23 protein-coding genes are annotated in these 25,365 nt (G+C 66.2%); 1 reads left to right on the top strand and 22 read right to left on the bottom strand.

Annotated elements, in window-relative coordinates; genetic code table 11:
• Positions 1 to 8 precede the first annotated feature (8 nt).
• The 16 genes from repC to G5A46_RS16860 form a co-directional block, all read right to left on the bottom strand.
• The gene (repC, locus tag G5A46_RS16790; protein ID WP_163851647.1) at positions 9 to 1,247 is read right to left on the bottom strand and encodes a plasmid replication protein RepC; all 1,239 of its coding nucleotides are present in this window, start codon (positions 1,245 to 1,247) and stop codon (positions 9 to 11) included.
• 181 nt (positions 1,248 to 1,428) lie between these two features.
• On the bottom strand, positions 1,429 to 2,412 hold the full coding sequence (gene repB, locus G5A46_RS16795; RefSeq protein WP_163851381.1) for a plasmid partitioning protein RepB: 984 nt from the start codon (positions 2,410 to 2,412) through the stop codon (positions 1,429 to 1,431).
• Positions 2,409 to 3,596, bottom strand: a complete 1,188-nt coding sequence (gene repA / locus G5A46_RS16800) for a plasmid partitioning protein RepA (protein ID WP_163851383.1) — start codon at positions 3,594 to 3,596, stop codon at positions 2,409 to 2,411. The genes repB and repA overlap by 4 nt, the downstream gene beginning before the upstream one ends.
• A gap of 158 nt (positions 3,597 to 3,754) precedes the next feature.
• Positions 3,755 to 4,105, bottom strand: coding sequence for a hypothetical protein (locus tag G5A46_RS16805; RefSeq protein WP_163851385.1), 351 nt, complete (start codon positions 4,103 to 4,105; stop codon positions 3,755 to 3,757).
• Positions 4,106 to 4,115: 10 nt separating this feature from the next.
• Positions 4,116 to 4,751, bottom strand: coding sequence for a hypothetical protein (locus tag G5A46_RS16810; RefSeq protein WP_163851387.1), 636 nt, complete (start codon positions 4,749 to 4,751; stop codon positions 4,116 to 4,118).
• An 11-nt stretch (positions 4,752 to 4,762) separates the two neighbouring features.
• Complete coding sequence (locus tag G5A46_RS16815; protein WP_163851389.1) at positions 4,763 to 7,018, bottom strand: xanthine dehydrogenase family protein molybdopterin-binding subunit; 2,256 nt, start codon at positions 7,016 to 7,018, stop codon at positions 4,763 to 4,765.
• Positions 7,019 to 7,020: 2 nt separating this feature from the next.
• The gene (locus G5A46_RS16820; protein WP_163851391.1) at positions 7,021 to 7,485 is read right to left on the bottom strand and encodes a (2Fe-2S)-binding protein; all 465 of its coding nucleotides are present in this window, start codon (positions 7,483 to 7,485) and stop codon (positions 7,021 to 7,023) included.
• A gap of 123 nt (positions 7,486 to 7,608) precedes the next feature.
• Positions 7,609 to 8,607, bottom strand: coding sequence for an ABC transporter ATP-binding protein (locus G5A46_RS16825; RefSeq protein ID WP_204318782.1), 999 nt, complete (start codon positions 8,605 to 8,607; stop codon positions 7,609 to 7,611).
• Positions 8,604 to 9,425: a shikimate dehydrogenase family protein gene (locus tag G5A46_RS16830; protein WP_163851395.1), complete on the bottom strand. Its 822-nt coding sequence runs from the start codon at positions 9,423 to 9,425 to the stop codon at positions 8,604 to 8,606. Before G5A46_RS16830 ends, G5A46_RS16825 begins: the two co-directional genes overlap by 4 nt.
• A complete protein-coding gene (locus G5A46_RS16835) occupies positions 9,425 to 10,441 on the bottom strand; it encodes an ABC transporter ATP-binding protein (protein WP_163851397.1) in 1,017 nt (338 codons plus the stop codon). Before G5A46_RS16835 ends, G5A46_RS16830 begins: the two co-directional genes overlap by 1 nt.
• Entirely contained in the window at positions 10,438 to 11,334 is an 897-nt protein-coding gene (locus tag G5A46_RS16840; RefSeq protein ID WP_163851399.1) for an ABC transporter permease, read from the bottom strand. The genes G5A46_RS16835 and G5A46_RS16840 overlap by 4 nt, the downstream gene beginning before the upstream one ends.
• Positions 11,334 to 12,347, bottom strand: coding sequence for an ABC transporter permease (locus G5A46_RS19675; protein WP_204318783.1), 1,014 nt, complete (start codon positions 12,345 to 12,347; stop codon positions 11,334 to 11,336). Before G5A46_RS19675 ends, G5A46_RS16840 begins: the two co-directional genes overlap by 1 nt.
• A 6-nt stretch (positions 12,348 to 12,353) precedes the next feature.
• On the bottom strand, positions 12,354 to 13,940 hold the full coding sequence (locus G5A46_RS19680) for an ABC transporter substrate-binding protein (RefSeq protein ID WP_204318784.1): 1,587 nt from the start codon (positions 13,938 to 13,940) through the stop codon (positions 12,354 to 12,356).
• A gap of 34 nt (positions 13,941 to 13,974) precedes the next feature.
• Complete coding sequence (locus G5A46_RS16850; RefSeq protein ID WP_163851401.1) at positions 13,975 to 15,243, bottom strand: aminotransferase class III-fold pyridoxal phosphate-dependent enzyme; 1,269 nt, start codon at positions 15,241 to 15,243, stop codon at positions 13,975 to 13,977.
• A 264-nt stretch (positions 15,244 to 15,507) separates the two neighbouring features.
• Complete coding sequence (locus tag G5A46_RS16855) at positions 15,508 to 16,539, bottom strand: transketolase family protein (RefSeq protein WP_163851403.1); 1,032 nt, start codon at positions 16,537 to 16,539, stop codon at positions 15,508 to 15,510.
• Positions 16,536 to 17,402, bottom strand: a complete 867-nt coding sequence (locus G5A46_RS16860) for a transketolase (protein ID WP_163851405.1) — start codon at positions 17,400 to 17,402, stop codon at positions 16,536 to 16,538. Before G5A46_RS16860 ends, G5A46_RS16855 begins: the two co-directional genes overlap by 4 nt.
• A gap of 261 nt (positions 17,403 to 17,663) precedes the next feature.
• On the opposite strand from G5A46_RS16860, the gene G5A46_RS16865 reads away from it, so the two are divergent.
• Positions 17,664 to 18,389: a GntR family transcriptional regulator gene (locus tag G5A46_RS16865; protein WP_204318785.1), complete on the top strand. Its 726-nt coding sequence runs from the start codon at positions 17,664 to 17,666 to the stop codon at positions 18,387 to 18,389.
• Positions 18,390 to 18,397: 8 nt separating this feature from the next.
• On the opposite strand, the gene G5A46_RS16870 is transcribed toward G5A46_RS16865, so the two are convergent.
• The 6 genes from G5A46_RS16870 to G5A46_RS16895 form a co-directional block, all read right to left on the bottom strand.
• A complete protein-coding gene (locus tag G5A46_RS16870) occupies positions 18,398 to 19,816 on the bottom strand; it encodes an amidase (RefSeq protein ID WP_163851407.1) in 1,419 nt (472 codons plus the stop codon).
• Positions 19,817 to 19,819: 3 nt separating this feature from the next.
• Positions 19,820 to 20,824 (bottom strand): ABC transporter ATP-binding protein, encoded by a 1,005-nt coding sequence (locus G5A46_RS16875; protein WP_163851410.1) that lies wholly within the window; start codon positions 20,822 to 20,824, stop codon positions 19,820 to 19,822.
• On the bottom strand, positions 20,821 to 21,795 hold the full coding sequence (locus tag G5A46_RS16880) for an ABC transporter ATP-binding protein (RefSeq protein ID WP_163851412.1): 975 nt from the start codon (positions 21,793 to 21,795) through the stop codon (positions 20,821 to 20,823). Before G5A46_RS16880 ends, G5A46_RS16875 begins: the two co-directional genes overlap by 4 nt.
• Before the next feature lie 2 nt (positions 21,796 to 21,797).
• Positions 21,798 to 22,697 (bottom strand): ABC transporter permease, encoded by a 900-nt coding sequence (locus tag G5A46_RS16885; RefSeq protein WP_204318786.1) that lies wholly within the window; start codon positions 22,695 to 22,697, stop codon positions 21,798 to 21,800.
• Positions 22,690 to 23,634 carry an ABC transporter permease gene (locus tag G5A46_RS16890; protein WP_163851414.1) on the bottom strand — a complete coding sequence of 315 codons (945 nt, stop codon included), beginning with the start codon at positions 23,632 to 23,634 and terminating at the stop codon, positions 22,690 to 22,692. Before G5A46_RS16890 ends, G5A46_RS16885 begins: the two co-directional genes overlap by 8 nt.
• Before the next feature lie 88 nt (positions 23,635 to 23,722).
• Positions 23,723 to 25,282, bottom strand: coding sequence for an ABC transporter substrate-binding protein (locus G5A46_RS16895; protein ID WP_163851416.1), 1,560 nt, complete (start codon positions 25,280 to 25,282; stop codon positions 23,723 to 23,725).
• Between the last annotated feature and the right edge of the window lie 83 nt (positions 25,283 to 25,365).

Genomic DNA, 25,365 nt, shown 5'->3' on the forward strand with positions numbered 1-25,365 from the left:
TGTGAACTCTACGCCGCCTCCCGCCGGACCAGAGCCATGATCATCGGACCGCAGGAGAAGCGCCCCGCCGCCGCGCGGGCTGAAAGACTGCGCAGATACCCGCCAGGGGATCGGATTTCGCCGAGCCTTTGCAACATCGCAGCCACAACCGCAGAGGCCTGTTCCGGGCCCATCCTGACCTTGGCTTCCTGCCAGGCCGAAGGTGAAATCCCCATCATCGGCGATACTTGATCCGCAGCACGGACTAGGTGATGCCAATGCCGCAAGGGAGCATCCGCATAAGACAGGATCTCGGGGCAGGCCGCCTTAACCAGGCTCAGGGGGATATTCGGGAGGGCTTCGACGGGCGGTGGATCCGAAACCGTTTTCGGCAGGTTCTCGTGGCCTGTCAGCGGGAAAGAAGAGACTACGGAAGGGGAGCGAACATCTGGGTCTGATGCCTCCTCCGTCGCTGGTTCAAGATCATATAGATCTTTATCTGAACTCTGATGGTGCTGCTCGATTTCGGCATCATTGGTGCTCATTTCAGTTAACTGCGGCGTTTCCAGGAGATCGCGGGCTTCCTCCAATGCGGTGGACAGTTCCGCGTGGATGGCGTTCAGATCGGCCATCGTCAGCTTGCGGCGCAAGCCGCGGGCGGTAAGCGCGGCCAGATCGGTGAAGCGTGCCCAACGTTCCTGGTGGGGCTGTTGGCTGATGCCGTACTCGGCCAAGCCGGCCAGATCTCGGCGCATCAGGCTGACGGCCTCGCGCAGGTCGCGGAACGCCTCTTGCTCGGCGCGGACTTCTTCGGCCAGTTGGCAGAAGGCGACGTGACGGACGGCCAGCGGCGTCAGGTCAAAGCCATAGGCGACTTTCTCCGCGCCTCGGCTGCGGGCATAGCGTTTGCCGTTGGGCGAATCGCGGCGCAGCAGCAATCCGGCTGCAACCAGGTGGGACAGGTGGCGGCGCATGGTCGAACAAGGCATTCCGTTCAGCCGCTCGCAGATCGCACGGTTCGACGGATAGACGATCAGGCTCTCGGTCGTGGCGCCCAGGATCGTGTCGGGATGAAAGCTCAGCAGCGCCTGAAGGACGGTCAGATCCCGGTCCGACACGCCCAGTCGCCGCCGCGCCCTGGACAGGACACGCAGCGATTCCCACTTGTTCACGCCCTGCGGCGGAACGGCCTTTTGCCGTAGCTGCTGGCCCGTCAAATGCGCAGCATCTACCGGTCGCCGGAACGGCGTTACAGGATCATACCCCATTTTTCTTTCACGAAGGCAAAGTTCACCCGTTCCGCGAATCGATTTCGACTTGCGGTTCGTGCTCCGGGACACTACTTTGAGGGTGCTAAGATCAAAGTCAGGGTCTCGTGGAGCGACAGCTTTGCGGGACCTTTTCTTTAGCCTCTGTCGTGCCTCCTTTTGCTTGGTCTGCTCTGTTGCCTCATCGCCGCTGCTTCCAGCGGTCGTGAAGTTCGGTGATCCACCCCTGGGCCTCTTCTTCCAGCCAATCGGCGAAATCGGGCTCGATGGCGGTCAACTCCAATTGCAGCCCGCGTGCCGTCCTGCGCAACTTGCCGACACGCGCGCCGGACAGCTGCAACGGGACGGAGGACACAGGCGCCGGGGCCGTGGGGGTGGCGCGTTTCTTCAGGTGGCGGGCGAGGGCCTCGAACGCAAGGGTCGACGGGTCAGGCCCGGTGTCGCTGTCCGCGGCCTCCGCGCTCGCCCTTTGGCGGGCCTCTGCGGCGACGGGGATCAGGCCGGCCGGATCCAGGTTCAACTCGGTGATCTGGCGGGCCAGCGCGTCCCATTTCGGGCGACCGATGCCGTGGGCCGGGCCGATGGCCGCCGCCAGATCGGGGCCGACGGTGCGCGCCACGCCAACCGCCATGGAGACGGCGGATTTCGTGACATTCAGAACCTCGGCGACCTGCGTCTGGTTGCCATAGCCGCTGTCCAGAAGTTCAACGGCAAACAGCGCGCGTTCGATAAAGGACAGGTCGCGCCGCCCGGTATTCTCCGAGATCTGGGCGCGCAGGGCGGCCGTTTCGTCCAGATTGGCGATCAGCGCCCGGACCTTCGTAACTTCGGAGGAGCCGCGAATGGCCTCCAGCCGCCGACGGCCATAGACAAGAAGATAGCGATCCGCCGTTTCGGGGTGGCGGCGCACCAGGATCGGAACGGTCTGGCCGTTCGCCTCGATCGAGTTGCGCAGATCGGCCACGTCCTGCGGATCCAGCCGGTCGGCAAAGCGGGTGTCGGCGATCTGCTCCGGCTCCAGTTCCCAGACACGGTGCGAATCCACAGCGTCGCGGGCCGAGCGCAGCGCCCGGTTGCTGGACATCATCGTCGATCCCGGCGCCGGAGTGCCCGAGGCGGCCAGCGTGTCCAACATCGACATCCGTTTCTTTTTGCGATCCGTCATTTGCGCCCCCATGTCGTCTGGATCAGCTGCGCGATCTCGTCGTTGACGGCATTCAGGCTTTCGATCGCGCGGTCATAGGTGGACCGGGTAAAGGCGCTGCGCTCCACCTCGTAGAGGGTCTGCTTGGTCAGGCCAGCATCGGAAATCGCGGTTGATTTCAACATGGTGGCGTTCAGCACCTTGTCGCCGTACATCGTCCGCAGGAAGGCGACGATCCGGTTCTGTGGCGCGTCCGTCGGTTCATACCGGGTCAGCAGGTAGCGCATCCAGTCGTGGGACATGTCGGCCCCGCTGTCGGCGATCACGTCCATCAGATCGGCAGTCATCCGCAGGAACTGGCTCATCGACATGACGTCCAGCATCTCGGGATGGATCGTCACCAGAACACCGGTCGCGGCGGACAGCGCGGACATCGTCAGGAACCCCAGCTGCGGCGGACAATCGATGACCACCACGTCATAGGCGTCATCGACCTGCGACAGCGCCTCCTTGACCCGGAAGAAGAACAGGCCGGCGTTGCCCTGCGCCAGCACGCGCGGGGTCTCGTGTTCGAACTCCATCAACTCGAGGTTGCCGGGAATCAGGTCGAGATTGGGAATATAGGTCGGCCGGATGACGTCTCGGATCGGCACCGGATCCTCATAGCGGATGGCGTCATACAAGGTGCCGCCGTCCAACAGGTCGAATTCCGGTTGCACGCCATGCAGCGCCGAAAGGGAGGCCTGCGGATCCAGGTCGATGGCCAGCACGCGGTAGCCCTTCAGCGCCAGCCTCTGCGCCAGGTGGGCGCTGGTTGTCGTCTTGCCGGAGCCGCCCTTGAAATTCATCACTCCGATGATCTGAAGGTGGTCACCCTCGCGCCGGCCGGGCACGTAATCCCCTGGTTTGCGTGCGGTTTTCTCCAGCAATACCCGCAAATCGTTGATGTCCTCGGTGGAATAGAGACGCCGGTTTCCGGGCGTCAACTCGGGCGCGGGGCCTTTGCCATCAAGGTGCAGTTTCCGCAGGTAGCTGTCATTCACGCCCAGCAGCGTCGCCGCCTCGCCAGAGGTGAACTTGCGCATTTCCTTGGTCGCGTCCGGGGGAAACAGACTTTCGCGTTGCGCATGCAATTGCGCGGCCAGCCATTCCGAATGTTGACGGATGACCGCATTGAGGTCCTCATGCGTGTCGGGCGTGCTCATCTGTCCCTCTCATCGCCGTGTCGTGTTCACGGTTTTTGGCGTTTAATCGCGCTTTTCCGTGACTATTTACCGAAGCGATGGATTCGCGCAAGCGAATTCTAGATCTGGGGGCAGGGGCGGGCGCCGGCACAACGGCGTCCGGGGGGCGTTTCGACTGTTCAGGCGGCGTTGCTTCGTGGACCGGGCGCGCGCCAAAGCAGGGTGAACAGCACTGCCGCCCCGGCCAGGTCCGTCAGCGCCATGGCCAGGAACAGCGTCGCGAGAAGGCCGAAAGTGCCCATTGCTCCGGCGATGGCCACCGAGAGACCAAAGGCCAGACCAAGGAAACCCAGCCAGGCGCACCAGCGCCACCCGCGCCAGACACCCAGCCCGAGCACCGACCAGAGCGCGGCCCCGACGATCATCGACACCCCGTAACTGGCAAAGTCCAGCGCGGCGACCGGCAGGTGGATCACCGCGGACAGGCCCATCAGCCCGGCGGCGAGGCGATATCGGATATCATGGTGCATGGCGGTCTCCTTATTCCTCTGGGCAGGGCTGTCCTGCGACACCCCAGATCAGGACGTCGTCCACATGGGATTGCAGGTCATAGGGCGCCGGTTCGCGCCCGCCGCCGGGGTTCCACCCCCATAGGACAAAGCCGCGATGCCCGGCATCCTCCACCAGGTGTTCAGCCAGACCCATCCAGTCCCGGCCTCCGTTCCGGTCGGGATCGGCCAGCTGGGCGCAGATCTCGGCGGCGGATTTCTCGAACCATTCGAATTCGACCGGCGCCAATTGCCAGTCCAGCCCGGCATGGGGCGGGGCGTTCAGCCCGCTCCGCAAATGATCGGAGGTGCGGTGACAGGTGGTGCAGGGCAGGGTCTCCACGCCCATGCGGCTGTCGCCGGCGGTGATGTTCATGCCATGCGGCCGCGCGGGGCCGGCGGCGCCGCCGTACCACATCGGGATGTTCTCGGGCCCGGTATGGCAATTTGCGCAGCGCGGATGGGTTGTCACCTCGTGGATGCGGGCCATGGCGGCCAGCCCCTCCGCCCGGGTGACCGATCCTTCGGGCGGCGGGGCGATCGTGGCGGGGGCCTCCCCCTCCGCCAGCAGCGGCGCGGGAAGGGTCAAGGCGGCCAGGGCCAGCACCAGCAGGGGGGAACGGGGCATGTGCGGCCTCCTCAGACGAAATTGATGTGGCGCGACAGCGGCAATTCGCGGATGCGCTGGCCGGTGGCGGCAAAGATCGCATTGGCCAGCGCCGGGGCCGCAGGCGGCACGCCCGGTTCTCCTACGCCGCGAATGCGCGGGCCGTTGGCCAGGGCGCGCACCGTGACCGGCGGCGCCTGGTAAAGACGCATGGCTTCGTAGGCGTGGTAATTGGTCTGCTGCGCGGCGCCGTCCTCGTAGGTAAGCTCGCAATTCATCGCATGGCCCAGGCCGAAGATCGTGCCGCCGAACACCTGCGCCTCCAGGTTGACGGGGTCCAGAACCTCCCCGACGTCGACGGCGACCCAGGCCTGGTCCAGCCGGATGCCCGCATCGGTCTGCGTGACCTCCACCACGGTCGCGGTGGGCACGCCGAAAGACAGGCAGAATCCGATCCCGCGGCCGCGTCCAGGCGCCGGTGACGGACCTTGCCAATCACATATTTCTCCTACTGTTTCCAACGTCTTGCGCGATGTTGGGTCAAGGCAGAGGCGAATCCGTTCGGCCAGCGGATCGGCGCCCGCGGCATGGATCAGCTCGTCCAGGAACGCATCGTGCAGGAACCCGTTCCCCGAGGCCCCGACCGACCGCCAGGAGGACACCGGCACCATGTCCGGCGCGCGGTAGCCGGTGACGCGGTAATGCGGAATGGCAAAGGGCTGGTCCCAGGAGCCGGTGGTGATCGTGGCGTCGGGGCCGGGGATCGACATTCCCGTAAGCCGCCCGAACCACGCCGGCGTCATCGCCGATTGCCCGACCGACAGGTCCAGCGCATGGACCTGCCCGTCCTTCACCACGCCGCGTGCGCGCGATACGGCGGCGGGGCGGGGGTAGTCGTGGGTCATGTCTTCTTCCCGGCTCCACGTCAGTTTGACGGGGGTGCCGGGCAGGGCCATCGCGATTTCGACGGCCTGTTCGACATGGGTCATTTCCAGCCGGTGGCCGAAACTGCCCCCCATCGGCAGGACATTGACCCGCACCTGCGCCGCGTCCAGCCCGGTCATCGCCGCCGCGCGGTCGCGGATGAACAGGGGGATCTGCGTGCCGGTCCAGATCTCGCACAGCGTATCAGTCACGCGCACGACGGCGTTCATCGGCTCCATCGGGGCATGGGCGAGGTAGGGGATGCGGTAGGCGGCGGTGATCACGGCGTCGCCGGTTTCCTGCAACACCGTGTCGATATCGCCGTCGTCGCGTTGGCGGTGGTCCTGCGCGTCTGGGTTGTCCACTGCGGCGTCCAGCTTGGCGAAGATCTCTGCGCTGGTGGCGGGGTAGGGGGCGGGGCCCCAGTCGATGGTGATCGCTTCCGCCGCCTTGAACGCGGTCCAGGTGTTGCGCGCAACGACGGCAACGCCATGGGCCACGGGGAGAACCTGCTGCACGCCGGGCATCGCTTGGGCCTCAGAGGCGTCGTAGCCGCGGACCTCGCCACCGATGCCGGGATTGGCGCGGACGGTGGCGTGGACCATCCCGGCGATCACGGTGTCGATACCGTAGACTTCCGTCCCGGTGCATTTCGCGACCATGTCGGTACGCTGCATCGGTTTGCCCAGCCGGGTCCAGTCGCGGGCCGGGCGCAGCGTGACATCGCGCACGGGATCCAGCATCGCGGCTTCTGCGGCGAGGGCGGTAAAGGGGATGCGGCTGCCGTCGGGCAGGATCACCTGGCCGTCGTCGGTGCCCAGGTCGGCGCGCGACAGGCCCGTGCGACGTGCGGCGGCCGCCTTCAGGGTTTCGCGGGCGACGGCCCCGGCCATGCGCAGGCGGACATAGCTGTCGGGCACGGTGGAGGACCCGCCGGTCATCTGCATTTCAAAGATCCGCGCCGGCACCGCCATGAAATCGCGCATCGCATTGGCCACGGCCCCCTGGTCATAGGCGGGGAAGGGCACGGCCTCTCCCAATACCGCGCCGTTGTAATAGGCGGGGCCGGGGGCGCCGGGGGTGATGGTGGCCGTGGCGGGATCGATGTCCAGCTCCTCTGCGATCAGGTTGGCCTGAACGGAATAGGCGCCCTGCCCCTTGTCCGCGCGGGGGGTGATCAGGGTGATCCCCGCCGCATCGATCAGGACATAGGGCGTGATCGCGGCGGTGCCGTCTGCCAGCCCGTCCAGCAGCGGATTGTCCAGCGGGCGGGTCACGGCGTAGGTGCCGAAGGCCACGCCGCCCGCCACGGCAGCAGAGCCGATGAGAAAGGCGCGGCGACCGACGTTGCGCAAGGTCCCCATGATCAGCCCTCCTGCCGGGTGATGGCCAGCCGGATGGCGGCGCGGGTTCGCGGATAGGTGCCGCAGCGACAGAGGTTGGCGGACATCACCGCGTCGATCTCCGTATCCGAGGGGTTCGGGTTCCCCTCAAGCAGCGAAACCGCCTGCATGATCTGCCCGGACTGGCAATAGCCGCATTGCGCGACCTGGGTTTCGATCCAGGCCTGCTGGACGGGATGGGGGGCCTGGGGTGTGCCCAGCCCCTCGATCGTGGTGACATCCGCGCCGTCGAGTTCGCGCGCCTCGACCTGGCAGGCGCGCACGGCCTGCCCGTCCAGGTGCACGGTGCAGGCGCCGCATTGCGCGATGCCGCAACCATATTTGGTGCCGGTCAGCCCCAGTTCGTCCCGCAGGATCCACAGCAGCGGCGTGTCTGCCGAAACGTCGACCGTGCGGTCGGCGCCGTTCACGCGAAAGCTTGTTGTCATGCCTGGCTCCTGTCGCTGGGATCTGACCCTTGCAGCACGAAACAGGACGAAAGGAAATGACCCTCCGTGCCAATGTCCAATCAATTTGTGCCATCTCGCGCGTGATGGCGCGGGGGTTGCGGATCAGCGGGGCGCAGGGCCGGGGTGGTGGCAGGCGGCCAGTTGGCCCGGTGCGCCCACCCGGTCCAGCGCCGGTTCCTGCCGGGAACACAGCGCCGTCGCGCGGGGGCAGCGGGTGTGGAACCGGCAGCCCGAGGGCGGATCGACGGGGGAGGGCAGATCCCCCTTGAGCACGATGCGCTGCCGGTTGCGTTCGACGCGCGGATCGGGGCGCGGAATGGCCGAGATCAGAGATTGCGTATAGGGATGTTGCGGCGTCGAATAGAGCGCCTCCACCGGGGCCTGTTCGACGATCCGGCCCAGGTACATCACCGCCACCCGGTGCGATATATGGCGCACCACGCCCAGGTCATGGGCGATGAACAGGTAGGCGCAACCGATCTCGCGCTGCAATTCCTCCAGCAGGTTCAGCACCCCGGCCTGGATCGATACGTCCAGTGCCGAAACCGGTTCGTCCAGCACCACCAGACCGGGCCGCAGGGACAGGGCGCGGGCGATGCCGATGCGCTGGCGCTGGCCGCCCGACAGTTCGTGCGGGTAGCGGGTGGCGGTATCGGCGGGCAGGCGCACCATGTCGATCAGCGCGGCGATGCGTGGGGCCAGCTGGTCGCGGGGCAACGCGGCCAGGCGCAGCCCCTCTGCCAGGATCTGCGCGACGGTCATGCGCGGGTGCAGCGAGGCCATCGGATCCTGGAACACGATCTGCATGTCGCGGCGCAGTCGGCGCAGGGTTTCCACATCCGCGCCGGTGACATCGCGCCCGGCCAGCCGCACCTGCCCGGAGGACGGCTCCAGGAGCCGCAGCACGCTGCGCCCCAGTGTGGATTTCCCGCAGCCCGATTCTCCGACCAGGCCAAAGGTCTCTCCGGCCGCGATGTCGAAGGAGATGCCGGACACGGCCTGAACCGCCCCGCGCCGCTGCCCCAGCAGGCCGCCGCGCAGGGGGAATTCCTTGGTCAGGTTCTGGACGGAGAGGGCCGGCAGATCGGCGGGGGCGCTCATGCCGGGGTTCCATCCAGGAAGGCACCGACCAGCCCGGCCTGCGGATCCATCATGGCCCGCCCCGGCACGATCCGGCAGTTCCGCGCCTGTGCCGCGGTCAGCAGCGGGGTGATCGCGGGGGTCATGACGACCTCGGCCACGATCGCGCCGAGGGGGATCTGGTCGGCGGGCAGGGGCAGGGGGTCGTCGGGGTCCATGCCCAGAGCCGTGGCATTGATGATCAGGCCCGGGGTCGGGCCGTCGCCCACATGCAGCGCGCATCCGGGGGCCACGCCGCTGTCGCGGATGGCGTCGGCCAGGGCCCGCGCCCTGGCGACGTCGCGGTTGCGGATGGTCAGGGACCGTGCCCCGCCCCCCGCCATGGCAAAGGCGATGGCCCGTCCGACCCCGCCGGCGCCCAGCATCAGCACATCGCGCCCGGTGGCCGCGACGCCCTGCGCCGCCAGCCCGGCGACAAAACCCGCGCCATCGACATTATGTCCCGTCAGTGTGCCATCGGCGTTGCGGCGGATGAAGTTCACCGCGCCCGCTTGCAGCGCCGCGTCGGTCAGGTGATCGACCAGCGCGACGGCGGCGATCTTGTGCGGAATGGTGATGCCGGTGCCGGCCACGTTCGGCGCCCGGCGCAGCATGTCCAGCATGTACGGCAGGTCCGCCGCGCGCACCTGAAGCGGCACCGTGACCAGCGCGCGGCCGGTCTCGACCCAGGTGCGGTTCAGCACGTCGGTGCCGATCACGTGGTCGATCGGATCGCCCATGATGAACAGGACGGCGGTGCGCCCGGTGATGTGCAGGCGGGGGGCGTCGGGGTCTTGCATCAGGTCTCCGCAGGCAGGGGGGTGGATCGGGGGGCGGGATCGGCGTGCGGCGGGGACAGCGGGAAATGGCAGGCACGGGCGGTGGCGCCTTCGGCGCGCAGCGCCGGATCCTGCCGCGCGCAGCGCGGCTGCGCCCGATCGCAGCGCGGGTGAAAGGAACAGCCCTCCGGCCGGTCGAAGATGGAGGGCGGCGTGCCCTCGATCTGGCGCAGGGTGCTGGTGCCGTCCAGCGTGGGCACCGCGCCGATCAGCCCGGCGGTATAGGGATGTGCGGTGTCGTAGAAGACGGCATCGGTGCCGCCACGCTCGACCACCCGGCCGCCATACATCACCGCGATCTCATCGGCGATCCCGGCGACCACGCCCAGGTCATGGGTGATCAGCACCATGCCGATGCCCAGATCCCGGCGCAGGTCGGCCAGCAGATCCAGGATCTGCGCCTGCACGGTAACGTCCAGCGCGGTTGTCGGCTCATCCGCGATCAGCAGATCGGGCCGGTTCGCCAACGCCATGGCGATCATCGCCCGCTGGCGCATCCCGCCTGAGAATTCATGCGGATATTGCCGCACCCGGCGGGCGGGCTGGGGGATGGCGACCATCTCGAACAGGCGTTCTGCCTCCTTCAGCGCGGCACGGCGGGAGACGGAGCGGTCGTGCAGGCGGATCGCCTCGGCGATCTGGGTGCCGATCGGGATGACGGGGTTGAAGGCCGACAGCGGATCCTGGAACACGCAGCCGATGGATTTGCCCCGGATGCGGCGGATGCGGGCGGGGGTCATGCCGATCAGATCCTCCCCCCGGAATCGGGCCGAGCCGGTAACGCGGGTGCCCCCCGGCAACAGCTGGAGAAACGCCATCATGGCGATGGACTTGCCCGATCCGCTTTCGCCGACAACGCCCAGAACCTTGCCCGGCTCCACCGACAGATCGACGCCGCGCAGGGCCTCGGCCCATTGCCCGCCATGCGCGCGAAAGGAAATGCGCAGGTCGCGGATGTCGAGAAGCGGCTCGGTCATGCGGTCCTCCGGTCGAAGACATCGCGCAGCCCGTCGCCCAGAAAGGACGTCGCCAGCACCACCGACAGGATCGCCATGCCTGGGCCGAAGGCGATCCACCAGCTGTAGAACCTGGCCGCGCCCTCGGAAATCATGCTGCCCCATTCGGGGGATGGCGGCGTTGCGCCCAGCCCGATGAACGACAGCGACGCGGCCAGCAGAACGACCTGACCGAAATCCATCGTCGCGTTGATCAGCGTCGGGGCCCAGCACAGCGGCAGGATATGCACGCCCAACACGCGCAGGGGGCGCGCGCCGCCGGCGATCGCGGCCTCCACATGTTCGTTCTCGCGCTTTTCCAGCACCTGCGCGCGCATCAGCCGGGCGTAGATCGGCCACCAGACGATGACCATAGCGATGGAGGCATTGGCCAGCCCCGGCCCCAGCATCGCTGCCACGGCCATGGCCAGCAGGATCGGCGGAAAGGACACGGTGACATCGACCAGCCGCATGATGATCCCGTCCCACCAGCCGCCGAAGAACCCGGCCAGCGCGCCCAGGGCCGAACCGATGGCCACCGCGCAGGCGACCACGACAAAGGCGATGGGAATGGACCAGACCGCGCCATGCATCGTCCGCGACAGCACGTCCCGGCCAAGCGCATCCGTCCCCAGCCAGAACGCCGCCGAGGGCGGTTGCAGCCGCCGCCCGGCCATGGCCAGCGGATCGGCCAGCGGCCAGAACTGCACGCTGATCACGGTGATCACCCAGCACAACAGGATCAGCGCGCCGACCTTCCCGGTCAGCGGCAGGCGCCGGTAGATATCGCGCAGCGCGTCCAGACGGCGGCGCAGGGCGGCAGAGGCCCGGCGGACCAGCGGCGCGGCGGGCTGGGGGGACGAAGAAAGGGACATCAATGCACCTTGATCCGGGGGTTGGCCCAGGCATAGGCGATATCGGTCAGCAGGTTCGCCAGCAGAAACGCGACGGACCCGACGATGGTCACCCCTCCGATGGCCGGATAGTCCAGCGAGGCGGCGGCGCGTACCGCATAGGATCCGATGCCGGGCCAGGAGAAGATCGCCTCGGTCAGGACGGCGCCGGTGATCAGATAGGCGAAGGTAAAGCCCAGGATCGTCAACAGGGGGATCAGCGCATTGGGCAGCGCGTGGCCGACCAGAACCACCCGTTCCGGCGCCCCCTTGGCCCGCGCGGTGCGGGCGTAATCCTGGCCCAGCCCCTCGATCAATGTGGCGCGGGAGATGCGGGTGATGATCCCGGTGACGGCCCAGCCCAGCACAAAGGCCGGCAGCGCCAGATGGGCCAGCGCCTGGGTGAACAGGTTCAGGTCTCCGGCGATCAGCGCGTCGATGGTGTAGAACCCGGTATGGGTGGGCGGCGGCGTCACGCGCGGTGGCAGCCGCCCGGTGCCGGGCACGATGGGCAGCCGCACCGACAGCAGATACAGCAGGATCAGCCCGGACCAGAAGATCGGCAGCGACGACCCGATCAACGCGAAGACCCGCGCCAGATTGTCGAAGACAGAGCCGCGGAACCGCGCGGACAGCAGGCCCAGAGACAGACCCAGCACAGTGCCGATGATCATCGCCGCGATCACCAGTTCCAGCGTTGCGGGCAGGCGTTCGGCAATGTCCGTCGCCACCGGCCTGCGCGTCGCAAAGGACGTGCCCAGATCCCCCTGCACCAGCTTGCCCAGGTAGACGACGTAGCGCACCGGCAATGGCTGATCGAGACCCCATTCCGCCTTGACCGCCGCGACGACCTCCGGGTTGGACATCATGCGTTCGGGAACAAGGGCGGCCAGCGGGTCGCCCTTGGTCATTTGCGAGAGAAGAAACGACACGCTCGCCACGCCCAGCAGCAGGAACGGAATGGTGATCAACCGACGGACGATATAGGCGAGCATGAGGCGTTACTTCCGCGAAATTTCTGCCAGCGGCAGGTTGCAACAGGCGGAGTAGCGCACACCTTCGATGTCATTGCGATAGGCGAGCACCAGATTGGGCGAGACGAGGGGCAGGATGATCGCATCCTTCATCATCTGTTCGCCAAGCTGGCCGTAGATCGCCTCTGCCTCCTCTCCCGAGGACGCCAGCGCCCTGGCGTAAAGCTCGGCCTCCTCCGGGTTCACGACCAGATCGTCCTGACCGACACCCGCGCGCCCGACCCAGGGAAAGCCTTCGATCATGCCGAAATAGGCGATGTACTGGCCCGAGCCGTAGTAATCCGGCGCGTAATAGACGGCGGTGATCGGCCATTCGCCGGCGCCCAGCTCATCCCGCCAGACCGCCCAGGTCAGCGGTTTCAGCTCCAGCTCCACGCCGATGGCGGCAAAGTCCTGCTGGACCTTCTGCATCATGATGTTGAAATCGACGCCGTAGATGTTGTCGTTGGGATAGCCGGCGACCAGCTTCAGATCGGATTGCCCGGCGGCCGCCAGCATCTCCTTTGCCTTCTCCACGTCCTGTGCGCGCGGCGTCAGGCCCGATGTACCGGGGAATCCGTTGGGGATCGGCGCCGCCTGCTTGGTGCCGTTGCCACCGACGGTGAAGTCGAGCATCCCGTCATAATCGATCGCCAGCGCCAGGGCCTGCCGCACGTCCGGGGTCAGAACATCGGCCATGCCCTGCGCCCCGGGGATGAAGCCGATATAGACGAAGTTGTAGGAGGGGATGACCTCGGTCGTGACCTCGCCCGACCGGATGGATTGCGCCGTGTCAGGGTCGATCTGCATGGCGATGTCGACCTGACCGGTTTCCAGCGCCTGCGCCTGGCTGACGGCATCCTGCACCTGCGTCACCACCACCTCCGCAAAGGCGGGAGCTTCACCCCAGTAATCGGCATTGCGCGTCAGGCGCAGTTCCGCATCGGGGGAATAGGTGGTCAGGGTAAAGGGGCCGGAGCCGGCGGAATTCTCCAGGAACCATTGTTCGGCCTTGTCGGCCTCGGCCGCGTCATCGGCGGCGCTGGCGCCATTGGCCTGCGCGACCTCGGCGTTGATGATCCCGGTATAGGGCGCCGACACCTTGTTCAGGAATTCGGAATTGGGCGCGCTGACGGTGAATTTCACGGTCTTGGCATCCACCGCTTCGGCGCTGACCAGCCCGTCCATCAGGAAGGAGGGGGAGGCCTTGACGTTCTTCAGCCGGTTGAAGGTCCAGATCACGTCGGAGGCCTCCACCGGGGAGCCATCGGCAAAGGTCGCATCGGTCAGGGCAAAGGTGAATTCGGTGAAATCGTCGTTCACCTCCCAGCTTTCGGCGAGGTTGGGCACCAGCGACTGATTGTCAGGGCCCAGCGTGACCAGCGTCTCGTAGACGGCGGTCAGGTAGAACTGGCAGGTGTCGCAGAAGGCCCGCGACGGATCCAGCGAATTGACGTCCATGGACCGCGCGATGACCAGCGTGTCGCTGTCCTGCGCGGCCACCGGTGGCGCGATCAAGGCGCTGCCGGCGATCATCAGGGCGGCCAGGCCCCTCCGGGGGTAGTGATATGTCATGACATTTTTCCCTGTTGGCGCATGGTTCGACCGCTTAGGTGCCCATCAGCGCCGCCACTGTCGGCGACGGACGAAGGGTGGCGCGGTTTCGCTTGATGTCCTCGAAGGCGGCGCCTGTCGCCTCCAGGGTCTGCGCGATGTCCGCTTCGGTCATCGCGGCATTGATGAACATGTTATGATAGGGCGACATGTAGACGCCCCGCCGCATCGCGGCCCCGCAAAAGGCATAGCCCAGGCGGAAATCGGGATCGTCCTCGAACAGGATCATGGGCAGGGCCGCAGGCCCGGTCTGGCGCAGGGCAAAACCGGTGTCGCGCGCCTGGGCCGCCAACCCCTCCCGAAACAGCAGCCCGATGCGGCCGATCTGTTCCAGGTAGGGCGTGTCGCGCACCAGCCGCAGGGTCTCCAGCGCGGCCGCCATCGGCACGGCGGAAAACCAGAAGGAGCCGGTGACGAAAATCTGCGTCGCCGCCTCCCGCGCGCGGTCATTGCCCATCAGCGCGGAAATCGGCTGGCCATTGCCCAGAACCTTGCCCCAGGCGGACAGATCCGGCTGCACGCCCACGGTCTGCCAGGTGCAATCGCGCGCCATGCGGAAACCGGCGCGCACGTCATCCACCACCAGCAACGCGTCATGCGCATCCGCCAGCCGCCGCGCGGTGCGGGCGTAATCGGCATCGGGCAGCGTCTGATCTGCAAAGGTATCGTGCCGGAACGGCGTCGCGAAGATCCCGGCCAGATCGTCACCGGCCTGGGCCACCGCATCGGTCAGGGCCTGCGGATCGTTGTAATCGAAATAGATCAGGTGGGCGCGATCCTCGGCCACGACACCGCCGGGGCGCGGCGTGCTCCAGGGCAGGGCGCCGTGATAGGCGCCGGTGGCCACAAGCACCTTGCGCCGGCCCCGATGGGCGCGGGCGATCATCAGGGCCATGGTGGTGGCATCGGAGCCATTCTTGCAGAACATCGCCCAATCCGCATGGCTGATCATGCCCACCAACGTCTCTGCCAGATCCACGATCAGCGGAGAGGGACCGGTGCCGGTGTCGATCTGCGCCTGCTGCCGGGTGATCGCGGCGCGGATATCGGGTTGGTCGTAGCCCAGCAGGTTCGGCCCATAGGCGCACATGAAGTCGATGTAGACGTTGCCATCGGCATCGGTGATCCGGGTGCCCTTCGCATCGGTGAAGAACTGGGGAAAGCCTTCGGGCATCAACACGGTGGACTGGTGCCCGTACATGCCGCCGGGGATCACCTGGGCCGCGCGGTCCCGCAGGGCCTTGTCCTTCGCGTTGCTCCACATGCTTGCGCTCCAACTTGAAAAAACTATCGCTATTGGAGAGCGTAGAGAGCGATTTCCCATGCGGCAAGAGATTCTGCGTCAAACGAGGGGGAAATTTGCCTCTGTTGGCGGGGTGTCTATTTTATGTTTTATATCATAAGTATAGGTCTGAATTATGCGGGAGATCATCCCCGCACGACCCGAAGCAGGGCGCTGGATGCGCCCTGCTGAAAAGATTGAAAAAATTACCGTTAATTCCACAGCCCTGACCGGGGAAGGAACGGCCTAGCGCGCGGAGGCCAGAAACTCCCGCGCCACGGAGGTCACGCCCGGCGCGTCCAGCCGGTAGTGGGAGTAAAGCGCCGCAGGCGGCCCGACCTCGACATAGCGATCCGGCACGCCGTGGCGGCGGAACGGCAGGCGGGGCAGGTCGATCAGCACTTCGGCCACGGCGCTGCCCAGCCCGCCGGTGATGTTGTGCTCCTCCACCGTCAGGATGGCGCCGGTCTCGGCGGCGGCGGCGCGGATTTCATCTGCGTCCAGCGGGCTGATCGTGTGCATGTCGACCACGCGCACGCTCAGGCCGTCGGCGGCCAGCGTCTCGGCCGCGTCCAGACAGGCGCGGACCTGGCTGCCGGTGGTGATCATGGTCAGGTCCGTCCCCTCCCGCAGACGGATGGCGCGACCGATCTTCAGATCCGGCACGTCGTCATAAACCACCGGATCGCGTCCCCGGCCCAGGCGGATATACATCGCCCCGGGATGATCGACGGAGGCCCGCAGAATCGCGCGCAGCTGGTTGGCATCGGCGGCGCAGATCACCGTCAGATCCGCCATCACCCGCAGCATCCCCAGATCTTCCAGCGCATGATGCGAAGATCCGTAGAACCCCATCGACATGCCCGAATGGGTGCCCACCACCCGGACGGGCATCCGGGGATAGGCGCAATCGGTGCGGATCTGTTCCGCCCCCAGGATGGCGGCGAAACTGGCAAAGGTCGCGACATAGGGCACCATCCCGCAGGCAGCCATGCCGGCGGCGGCGGTGATCATGTTCTTCTCGGCGATCCCGAAATCGAAAAAGCGGTCGGGATGCACGGCCTTGAAATCATTGGTGCGGTTGGCCGAGGCCAGATCGGCCGTCGCGACCACGATCCGGGGATCGTCCTGCGCCATCCGGGCGAGTTCCTCGCCCAGCACAAAGGCGGGCATCCCCTGCGCGGGGGTGCCGCTCACCGATTTGCGGTTCTTGAACGTCGTCTCGCCATCGGTGGTGCCGCGAAAGATCTCGGCTTCGTTCTGCATGTCGGTGGTCATTGCGCGGGCTCCGGTTCATAGGGCTGTAGCCCGGCTTCGAGTTCGGCCATCACGTCGTCGTAATCCTCGCCCACGAGGTTGCCGACATGCCAGTCCAGCGACATTTCCATCCGCTTCACCCCGCGCCCCTTGACAGTGTCAAAGATGATGGCCTGCGGTTTGCCGGTGGTGCCTTGCGGCAGCGCCGTCAGCGCGCCGATGACAGAGGGCAGATCGTGCCCGTCCACCCGCTGCACGTCCCAGCCGAAGCTGGCAAATCGCTCGTGCACCGGCTCGATCCCCATGATGTCCTCGGTATGGCCGTCGATGGACAACCCGTTGCGGTCCAGCAGGATGACCAGGTGACCCAACTGGTAGTGCCCGGCGGAGATCACCGCCTCCCAGATCTGGCCTTCGGAAATCTCGCCGTCGCCCAGCATGACGTAGCTGCGGTAGTCGCGCCCCTGAACCCGGCCGGCCAGCGCCATGCCGACGCCCACGGACAGCCCGTGCCCGAGAGAGCCGGAGGAAAAATCCAGCCCCCGCACCTTTTTCATGTCCGGGTGGTCGCCGTAATTCGACCCCAGCCGGGTATAGCTGTCCAGTTCGGACGGGTCGAAATAGCCCAGATCGGCCAGTACCGGGTACAGCCCGATCGCCGCGTGACCCTTGGACATGACAAAGCGGTCGCGGTCGGGCCAGTCGGGTTGCGTCGGTTCGATGCGCATCTGGCTGTAGTAGAGCGCCGACAGGATCTCCGCGCAGGAAAAAGTCGAGGAATAATGCCCCGCCCCCGCGATTCGCGACAGGCGCACGGTTTCGGTGCGGATGAACCGGGCCCGATCTTCAAGCACGGCGAAGTTGACGTTTGAACGGTCGGACATCGGGCCTCTCTCTGTGATGGTCGGGCGGATTCCATATTTGATATATCAAGAAATGCTTAGAATCAAGGATCATCCCATGCATAGCGTGAAAACCGGCAGGTGCGGGCGAAATTGGCTGCAATGTCGGGCGCTTTGATATATCAATAATGCCGGATCCCTGCCGTTTGGCAGAGTTGCGAAAACGCTGCGGCAGGACAGATTGACGGCGGCGCGGATGCGCCCGATCCTGCGCGGGCGCGTGGGTTGATGGTGGAAGACGGCATGACGGAGTTGAATGGTGACGAACAGGCCCGCGAGGCAGAGGCGCTGCCCCTGTCCGAAGTGGTCTATGCCCGGTTGCGGCAATCCCTCATGCGGGCGGAGTTGCGCCCCCACCAACGGCTGAAGGTCCGCGATCTGGCCCAGCAGATGGGCACGTCGGAAACCCCGGTGCGCGAGGCGCTGTTCCAACTGGCCCACGAAGGCGCGATCGAGATCCGGCCGCGGTATTACATCCGGGTACGCCGGCTGAGCATGGCCGAATATACCGAGATCCGCGATATCCGCATGACGCTGGAACCGCTGGCCGCCGAACGCGCCTTGCCACATCTGGACGAGGCCGCGATCGAGGAACTGGCCGCGACCCACGCCACGCTCGTGGCGGCAGAGGCCAGCGGCGATTGGCCGACCGCCTTGCAGGCCAATTTCAACTTTCACTTCGGTCTCTACAGCCGCTCCGCCATGCCCACGCTGACGGAGGTTCTGGAAGGGCTGTGGATTCGCATCGGTCCGCTTCTCAGCGATCTGTACCCCCATGCGCATCCGACCTATGCGGAACGGCATCAGCATCTGAACGTGCTGGAGGCCTTGCAGGCGCGCGACGCTTTTGCCCTGCGTGAAGCGATCCGCATGGATCTGATCGAAGGCGGCCGCAACCTGCGCCAGCATCTGATGGACATCGAGGCCGCAGAAGCGGCGCACAGCAAGAAACCCCGCCGTCGCCGCTGAGCGCGGCTTCAGCCTTCGGGCGGGGTGCGGTCAGCCCAGGGGCGTGCCTCCTCCACATGGGCGGCAAGACCCAGCAGATCCAGGTCCGCATACCATGGCCCCACGAATTGCACCGAGGTCGGCAAGCCGTCAGTGGCAAATCCCGATGGCACGGCCAGCGCCGGGTTGCCCGTCAGATTGAACGGATAGCAATAGGGCGACATCCCCTCCCGTGTCAGGCCGTTTTCCTTGCCATCCACCACCACCTGCCCATTCAGCGCCTCGAACCCGGCGGGCAGGGCGGTACGGGTCACGGTCGGGGTGACGATGACGTCATAGCGGTCAAACAGGCTCTGAACCGCACGATAGAGACGGGTTCGGGCCATCTGTGCCTTGCGGTAGTCGGTGACGTCAAAGGCTCGACCCCGCTCCATGAAGCCCAGGTAGACGGGGTCCATCCGGTCGCCGAAGGCCGCCAGATGCGGGGCGCCGGCGATGGCGATATTGGCCTGATAGATCACCCGGCCCTCGTATTCGATCCAGTCGATATCATCGGGCACCGCCTCCACATGGGCACCGCGTTCGGCCAGCAGGTCCAGCACGGCGCGGGTGTTGGCGGCGACCTCCTGCGACAGGTGGCGATTGTGGAACGTCTGGATATAGCCGATGCGCAGCCCGTGCAGCGTGGCGCCGGTGCGGGTGGCCCTGGGGCGCGGCGCGGCCAATGACCACGGGTCCATCGGGTCAGGCCCGGCCAGCGCGGTCAGCATCAGGGCGCTGTCCTCGACGCTCCGCGACAGCGGCCCGGCGGCGGCATAGTTGAAGAAGGCATCGACCGCCTCTTCATAGGGCAGCAATCCGGGAGAGGGCTTCAGCCCCACGGTACCACAGGCGGCGGCGGGAATGCGGATGGAGCCGGCCCCATCAGTGCCCAGCCCCAGCGGCCCGATCCCGGCGGCCACGGCACAGGCCGCCCCGCCCGACGATCCGCCGGCATAGCGGTCGGTGTTCCACGGATTGCGTGTGGTGCCGAAATGCGGCCCGTCGGTCTGGCCCTTGTGACCGAATTCGGGGGTGTGCGACTTGGCAAAGACGACAGCCCCGGCGGCGCGCAGCCGCGTCACCAGCACATCATCCGCCACGGGCACGTGGCCCGCATGCACGGCGGATCCGTATTCGGTGGCGATGCCCTCGGTGCGGAACAGATCCTTCACATGCACCGGCAGCCCATGCAGCGGCCCCAGCGGCGCGCCGTCCATCACCGCCTGTTCGGCGGCGCGCGCCTCGGCCCGGGCACGGTCGGCGGCGACGCAGGCAAAGGGGTTCAGGCGTTCGGCCTGTGCCTCGGCCCGGGCCAGGATCGCGTCCAGGTATTCGACCGGCGACAATGTCTTACGCCGGATCATCGCCACGGCTTGGGCTGCGGTCAGCCATGGAAGTTCGCTCATGTGTCAGGGTCCTTCGTAAAGATGACAGGCGACTTTGCGGCCCGGCGCGACCTCGCGCAGTTCCGGCGCCTCCACGTGGCAGCGATCAAAGGCGCGGGGGCAGCGCGGGCAGAGGGTGCATCCGGCGGGGCGGTTCAGCAGGCTGGGCACCTCCCCCCGGATTGGCGGCTTGCGCAGGCCCGCCTCCGGCCTGGGGATCGCGGCAAGAAGGGCCTGCGTATAGGGATGCCGGGGGTCTTCGTAGAGTCCGCGCTTGTCCGACAGCTCGACGATTTCCCCGGCATAGAGCACCGCGATGCGATGCGAGACGGCGCGCACCACGGCCAGATCATGGGCGATGAACAGATAGGACAGGCCCAGCCGATCCTGAAGGTCCATCAGCAGGTTGATCACCTGCGCCTGCATGGACACGTCCAGCGCGGCGACGGCCTCGTCACAGACGATGAAGTCGGGATCCAGCGCCAGCGCCCGCGCGATCACGATCCGCTGCCGCTGTCCGCCGGAGAATTCATGTGGAAACCGGTCTGCGAATTGCGCCGACAGGCCGACCAGATCCAGCAGTTCGGCCACCCGGTCGGCCCGGTCCTGCCGCGACCAGCCGCCCTGAACGTCGATGGGTTCGGCGATCACGTCGGACACCCGCATCCGGGGGTTCATCGCGGCATGGGGATCCTGAAACACGAATTGCAACCGGTGCCGCACCCGGGCCAGCGCCCGGCCGCCGCCCGGCCCGGTAATCGTCTCACCGAACAGCGAAATCTCTCCGGCGGTGGCGGGCAGCAGGCCGACCAGCATGCGTCCGATGGTGGATTTGCCGGACCCGGATTCGCCGACCACGCCCAGTGTTTCGCCGGGCATCACATCGAAACTGGCATCGTTCACCGCGCGCAGTACCTGGCGTCCGCGCCCGCGCCGCCCGACGTGGAAATCGCGGCGCAGGTCGCGCACCCGGATGATCGGATCGCCGGGCGCGAGGGCCGGGGCGGTGGGGGCGGGCATGTCCTTCATCGCGGGGTCTCCGTTTCGGCAAGGCGGACGGGGCAGCGCACCAGATGTCCCGGCGCGGCGGGCAGCAGCGCGGGTTCCGACGCGGTGCATTGCGGCTGCGCCAGCGTGCAGCGCGGCGCGAAATTGCAGCCCGGCGGACGGCGTCCGGGGTCCGGGATACGTCCGGGAATGGCATAAAGCCGCTCCACATCCGCATCGGGGGAGGGGATCGCCCGCAACAGCCCCTCCGAATAAGGGTGGGTGGGGTTGGCAAAGATGGTTGCGGCGGGCGCGTTCTCCACCAATTCGCCGGCGTACATGACAATCACCTGTTCGGCGAATTCCGCGACCAGCCCCAGATCGTGGGAGATCAGGATCACCGACATGCCGATTTCCTCTCGCAGGTCGCGCAACAATTCGAGGATCTGCGCCTGCACGGTCACGTCCAGCGCGGTCGTCGGTTCATCGGCGATCAACAGGCGGGGACGGCAGGCGATGGCCATGGCGATCATCACCCGCTGGCGCATCCCGCCGGACATCTGGTGCGGGAAATCATGCACCCGGCGGGCGGCATCCGGGATGCGCACCATGTCCAGCAGGCCGATCGCGGCCTTTTCCGCCGCCGCGCCGTCCAGGCCCTGATGGATGCGCAAGGTCTCTCCGATCTGGTCGCCAACGGTCAGCACCGGGTTCAGCGAATGCATCGGATCCTGAAAGATCATCGCGATATCGCGGCCCCGCATCCGGCGCAGGCGGCGTTCGGGCAGGGTCAGGATGTCTTCGCCGTCAAAGCGGACCTCGCCGGTGATCCGGGTGTTGCGCGCCGCGTGCAGCCGCAGCAGCGACAGGGCGGTGACGGATTTGCCCGATCCGCTTTCGCCGACGATGCCCAGGCTGGATTTCTCCGCAAGGGAGAAGCTGACATCGCTGACCGACCGGATCCAGCCGCGATCGACGCGGAAATCCACGGAAAGGTTGTTTACGTCCAGCATGGTCAGGCCTCGATCTTCAGGCGGGGGTCCAGCACGTCTCGCAGCCCGTCGCCCAGCAGGTTCATGCCCAGGGCGGCCAGGCTGATGGCGAGGCCGGGGAACAGCATGATCCACCAGGCCTCGACAGAGTAGTCGCGCCCCTCGGCGATGATGTTCCCCCAGGAGGGTTGCGGCGGCGGCGGCCCGATGCCCAGGAAGGACAGTGCCGCCTCTGCCAGAATGGCGTAGGCAAAGACGAAGGTGACAGAGACCAGCAGCGGCGCGAGGCAATTGGGCAGGATATGGCGAAAGATGATCCGCCCGGCCCCCGCGCCACTGACTCGCGCGGCATCGACGTAGTCCAGCTCCCGGACCACCAGGGCGGCGGCCCGCACGATCCGCGCCATGCGCGGCACATAGGCCGAGGCCAGCGCGATGATCACGCTGGACACCTGCGGCCCAAGCGCGGCGTTGATGCCGATGGCCAGCAGGATCGCGGGAAAGGCCAGCAGCGCATCCATGATCCGCATGATCAGCCCGTCCAACCTGCGGAACCAGGCGGAGGCCATGCCAACCAGCGCCCCGCCCGCCGCCGCCAGCACGGCAGAGGCAAAGCCGATCCACAGCGAAATCCGTGCGCCGTAGAGAACACGGGTAAAGATGTCGCGCCCGAAATTATCCGCGCCGAACACGAATTCGGCCGAGGGCGGGGCAAACCGGCTGCGCAGGTTCATTCCCGTCGGGTTGCCATCGGTCAGCAGCGGCGCGGCCAGGGCCAGCAACACGATGATTGCCACGATGCCGCCGCCCAGACGAAAGGACCGGTGCCGCCACAACCGCCGCATCAGGATGCGTCGTCGGTCCGATTGCCCGGAGATGCTCGCGCCATCCGGTGCGCCGGTCTGCATTGCGGTATCAGTCATAGCGCACCCTGGGGTCGACATAGGCATAGACCAGGTCGATCACGATATTGATGAAGACGAAGGCAAAGCCGAGAAGCAGCATGGTGCCCTGAACGACCGGGTAGTCACGGGCCATGATCGCCTGCACCAGCAGACGCCCGATCCCCGGCATGGCGAAGATCTGTTCGATCACCACCGACCCGCCGATCAGCAGGCTGAGGATATAGCCCGACACCGTCACCACCTGCATCAGCGTGTTGCGGAACGCGTGCTTGATGATGGTGAGGCGGGGGGAGACCCCCTTGGCGCGTGCGGTGCGGATGTAATCCTGATCCAGCGCATCCAGCATGGCGGATCGCGTCATTCGGGCCAGATAGCCGATCTGGAACAGTGCCAGCACCACGGCGGGCTGCACGAGAGAGGCGAGCCAACGGCCGAAACCCTCCGAGAGGGGGACATAGCCCGAAGAGGGGAGCCAGCCCAGCGTGACGGAAAACAGGATCACCGACAGGATGGCGATCCAGAAATTCGGCACCGACACCCCGACCAGTGCCAGGATCATCACCCCGCTGTCGATCCAGGTGTCGCGCCAGACGGCGGCGACAACGCCCAGCAGAATGCCGATCGGGATGGTGATGACGAAGGCCACGAAAGCCAGCGACAGCGTGACGGGCAGCCGCTCCATCACCGCTTCGGCCACCGGCTGGTTCAGCATCAGCGACCGGCCGAAATCGCCCTGCGCCAGGTTGGTGATCCACAGCCACAATTGCACTGCAACGGGCTGGTCCAGCCCCAGATCACGGCGGACCTGCGCGATGGCGTCCTGATCGGCCATGTCGCCGGCGATGATCGTCGCCGGGTCACCGGGCAGCAAATGCATCAGAAGGAATGTCAGAACGGCCACGATGAACATGACCGGGATCGCCTGCGCGATCCGGAAGGCTATGAGCTTGGGCATGCCTTGGCTCTCCTGCCAGGGGGTGGGGTCGTGGCGGCAAGGCGGGCGCGCGACCCACGGGACTGGTCGCGCGCCCTGTCATCCGGGATCAGCGGTCCAGCCACATGTCCCAGAAGATGTTGATGTTGTACGGGCGGAACCCTTTCAGATCGTTCGCAAGCGCCCGGTTGGACCCCCGGTCGGAGACCTTGATCATGTAGGCCCCTTCAAGCACCTCGGCCTCGATCTCCTTCCACGCGGCCACGCGGTCTTCCAGCGCGAGAGAGCTGTAGAAGGTGGCATAGGCCTCATCGAGCGTGGCGTTGTTCTCGATATGCGGGAAGTTGTAGATCATGGTTTCCCATTGCTGCGGCCCGAGGATCGGGTTGGAGCAGAACGAGGTCGTGGAGACGTTCCAGCCGCCGTTGCCCGATTGCAGGTTGGAGGCGTTGGTGGTCCAGTCCGTGATGTCCAGCTTGACCTTCATGCCGGCCGCTTTCAGCTGTTCGGCCAGAACGATCATGGAATCGCGCATGTAATCGTAGTTGGTGTTGGACTGAAGGAGGATCTCCTCCCCGTTGTAACCGGCCTCCTTCAACAGGGCTTTCGCCGCTTCGGGATCGCCGCCATCGTACCAGCCGGCATTGTCCTCGCCGATGAAATATTCCCCGTTGGGATAGACCATGGAGAAGTTCTTGTTCGCCGACTCGCCGCTGGCCAGGATCAGGTCGTCAACCTCGGCCGCGGTTCGGATCGCCTGACGGATCATGCGGTTGTCGGTCGGTGCCTGGCCGGAATGCACGATCAGATATTGCTGGCAATAGGGGAAGACGGTGACAGGGGTCACGCCTTCGGCGCCATCCAGACGTTTCGACAGGTCCAGCGGCAGGGAGGTGGTGATATCCGCCTCGCCGGTCTGCATCGCCGCGACACGGGCGTTGGCCTCCGGCAGGAAGTTGTAGCGCACGGCATCCACATGCACGGTCTTCTTGCCGACATAGCCGCTGGGCCCGTCGGAATCCTCACGTGGGGTGTAACCGGGGTTCTTCTCGATCACCACGTGGCTGTCCTTGACCCAATCGCCCAGCTTGAACGGGCCGGTGCCGATCACTTCGATATCGCGGGCCGGAGCGTCCCGCTGCGAGGCGGGCATGATGTAGAGCGGATAGACCGGGGTCTTCAGCCGGTCGATGAAAACGGCGTTCAGGTTGTTCAGCTCGATCACGAAGGTATAGGGGTCAGGCGTGCGGTATTCCTTGACATCCGCCAGCGTGCCCTTGCCGGGGCTGACCTCGGCGTAGCGTTCGTAGGTGGCCTGCACATCGGCGGCGGTCATTTCCTGGCCGTTGTGGAATTTCACCCCTTTACGCAGATGAAAGGTAAAGGTCGTGCCGTCGTCGGAGATGTCGTAGCTTTCGGCCAGCATCGGCTTGGCTGAATAGTTCTCGTCCATGGAGACGAGGCTTTCGAAGACATGGGCCAGCACCTCCAGCTCAACCAGGCTGGCCGCCATCTGGGGATCCAGCTGGCCGGGGCCGGAATTGTTGGCGTAGATGATGGTGCCGCCGGATTTGGGTTCCTCTGCCAGCGCGGCGGAGAAGGGGGCGGCGGCAAGAAACGTGGCGGACAAAAGCGTGCCGACCGTCTTGCCGGGATTGAAGGTTTTCATTGGTCGCGATCTCCCTGGTTTTTTGTTTTTTGGGTCCGGGCCGCCTGGCGATGCCGGCGGCCTTCTTCTTTATGGGTCTGTTC

Source organism: Pseudooceanicola aestuarii (genome assembly GCF_010614805.1).
In the GTDB taxonomy this organism is placed as follows: Bacteria; Pseudomonadota; Alphaproteobacteria; order Rhodobacterales; family Rhodobacteraceae; genus Pseudooceanicola; species Pseudooceanicola aestuarii.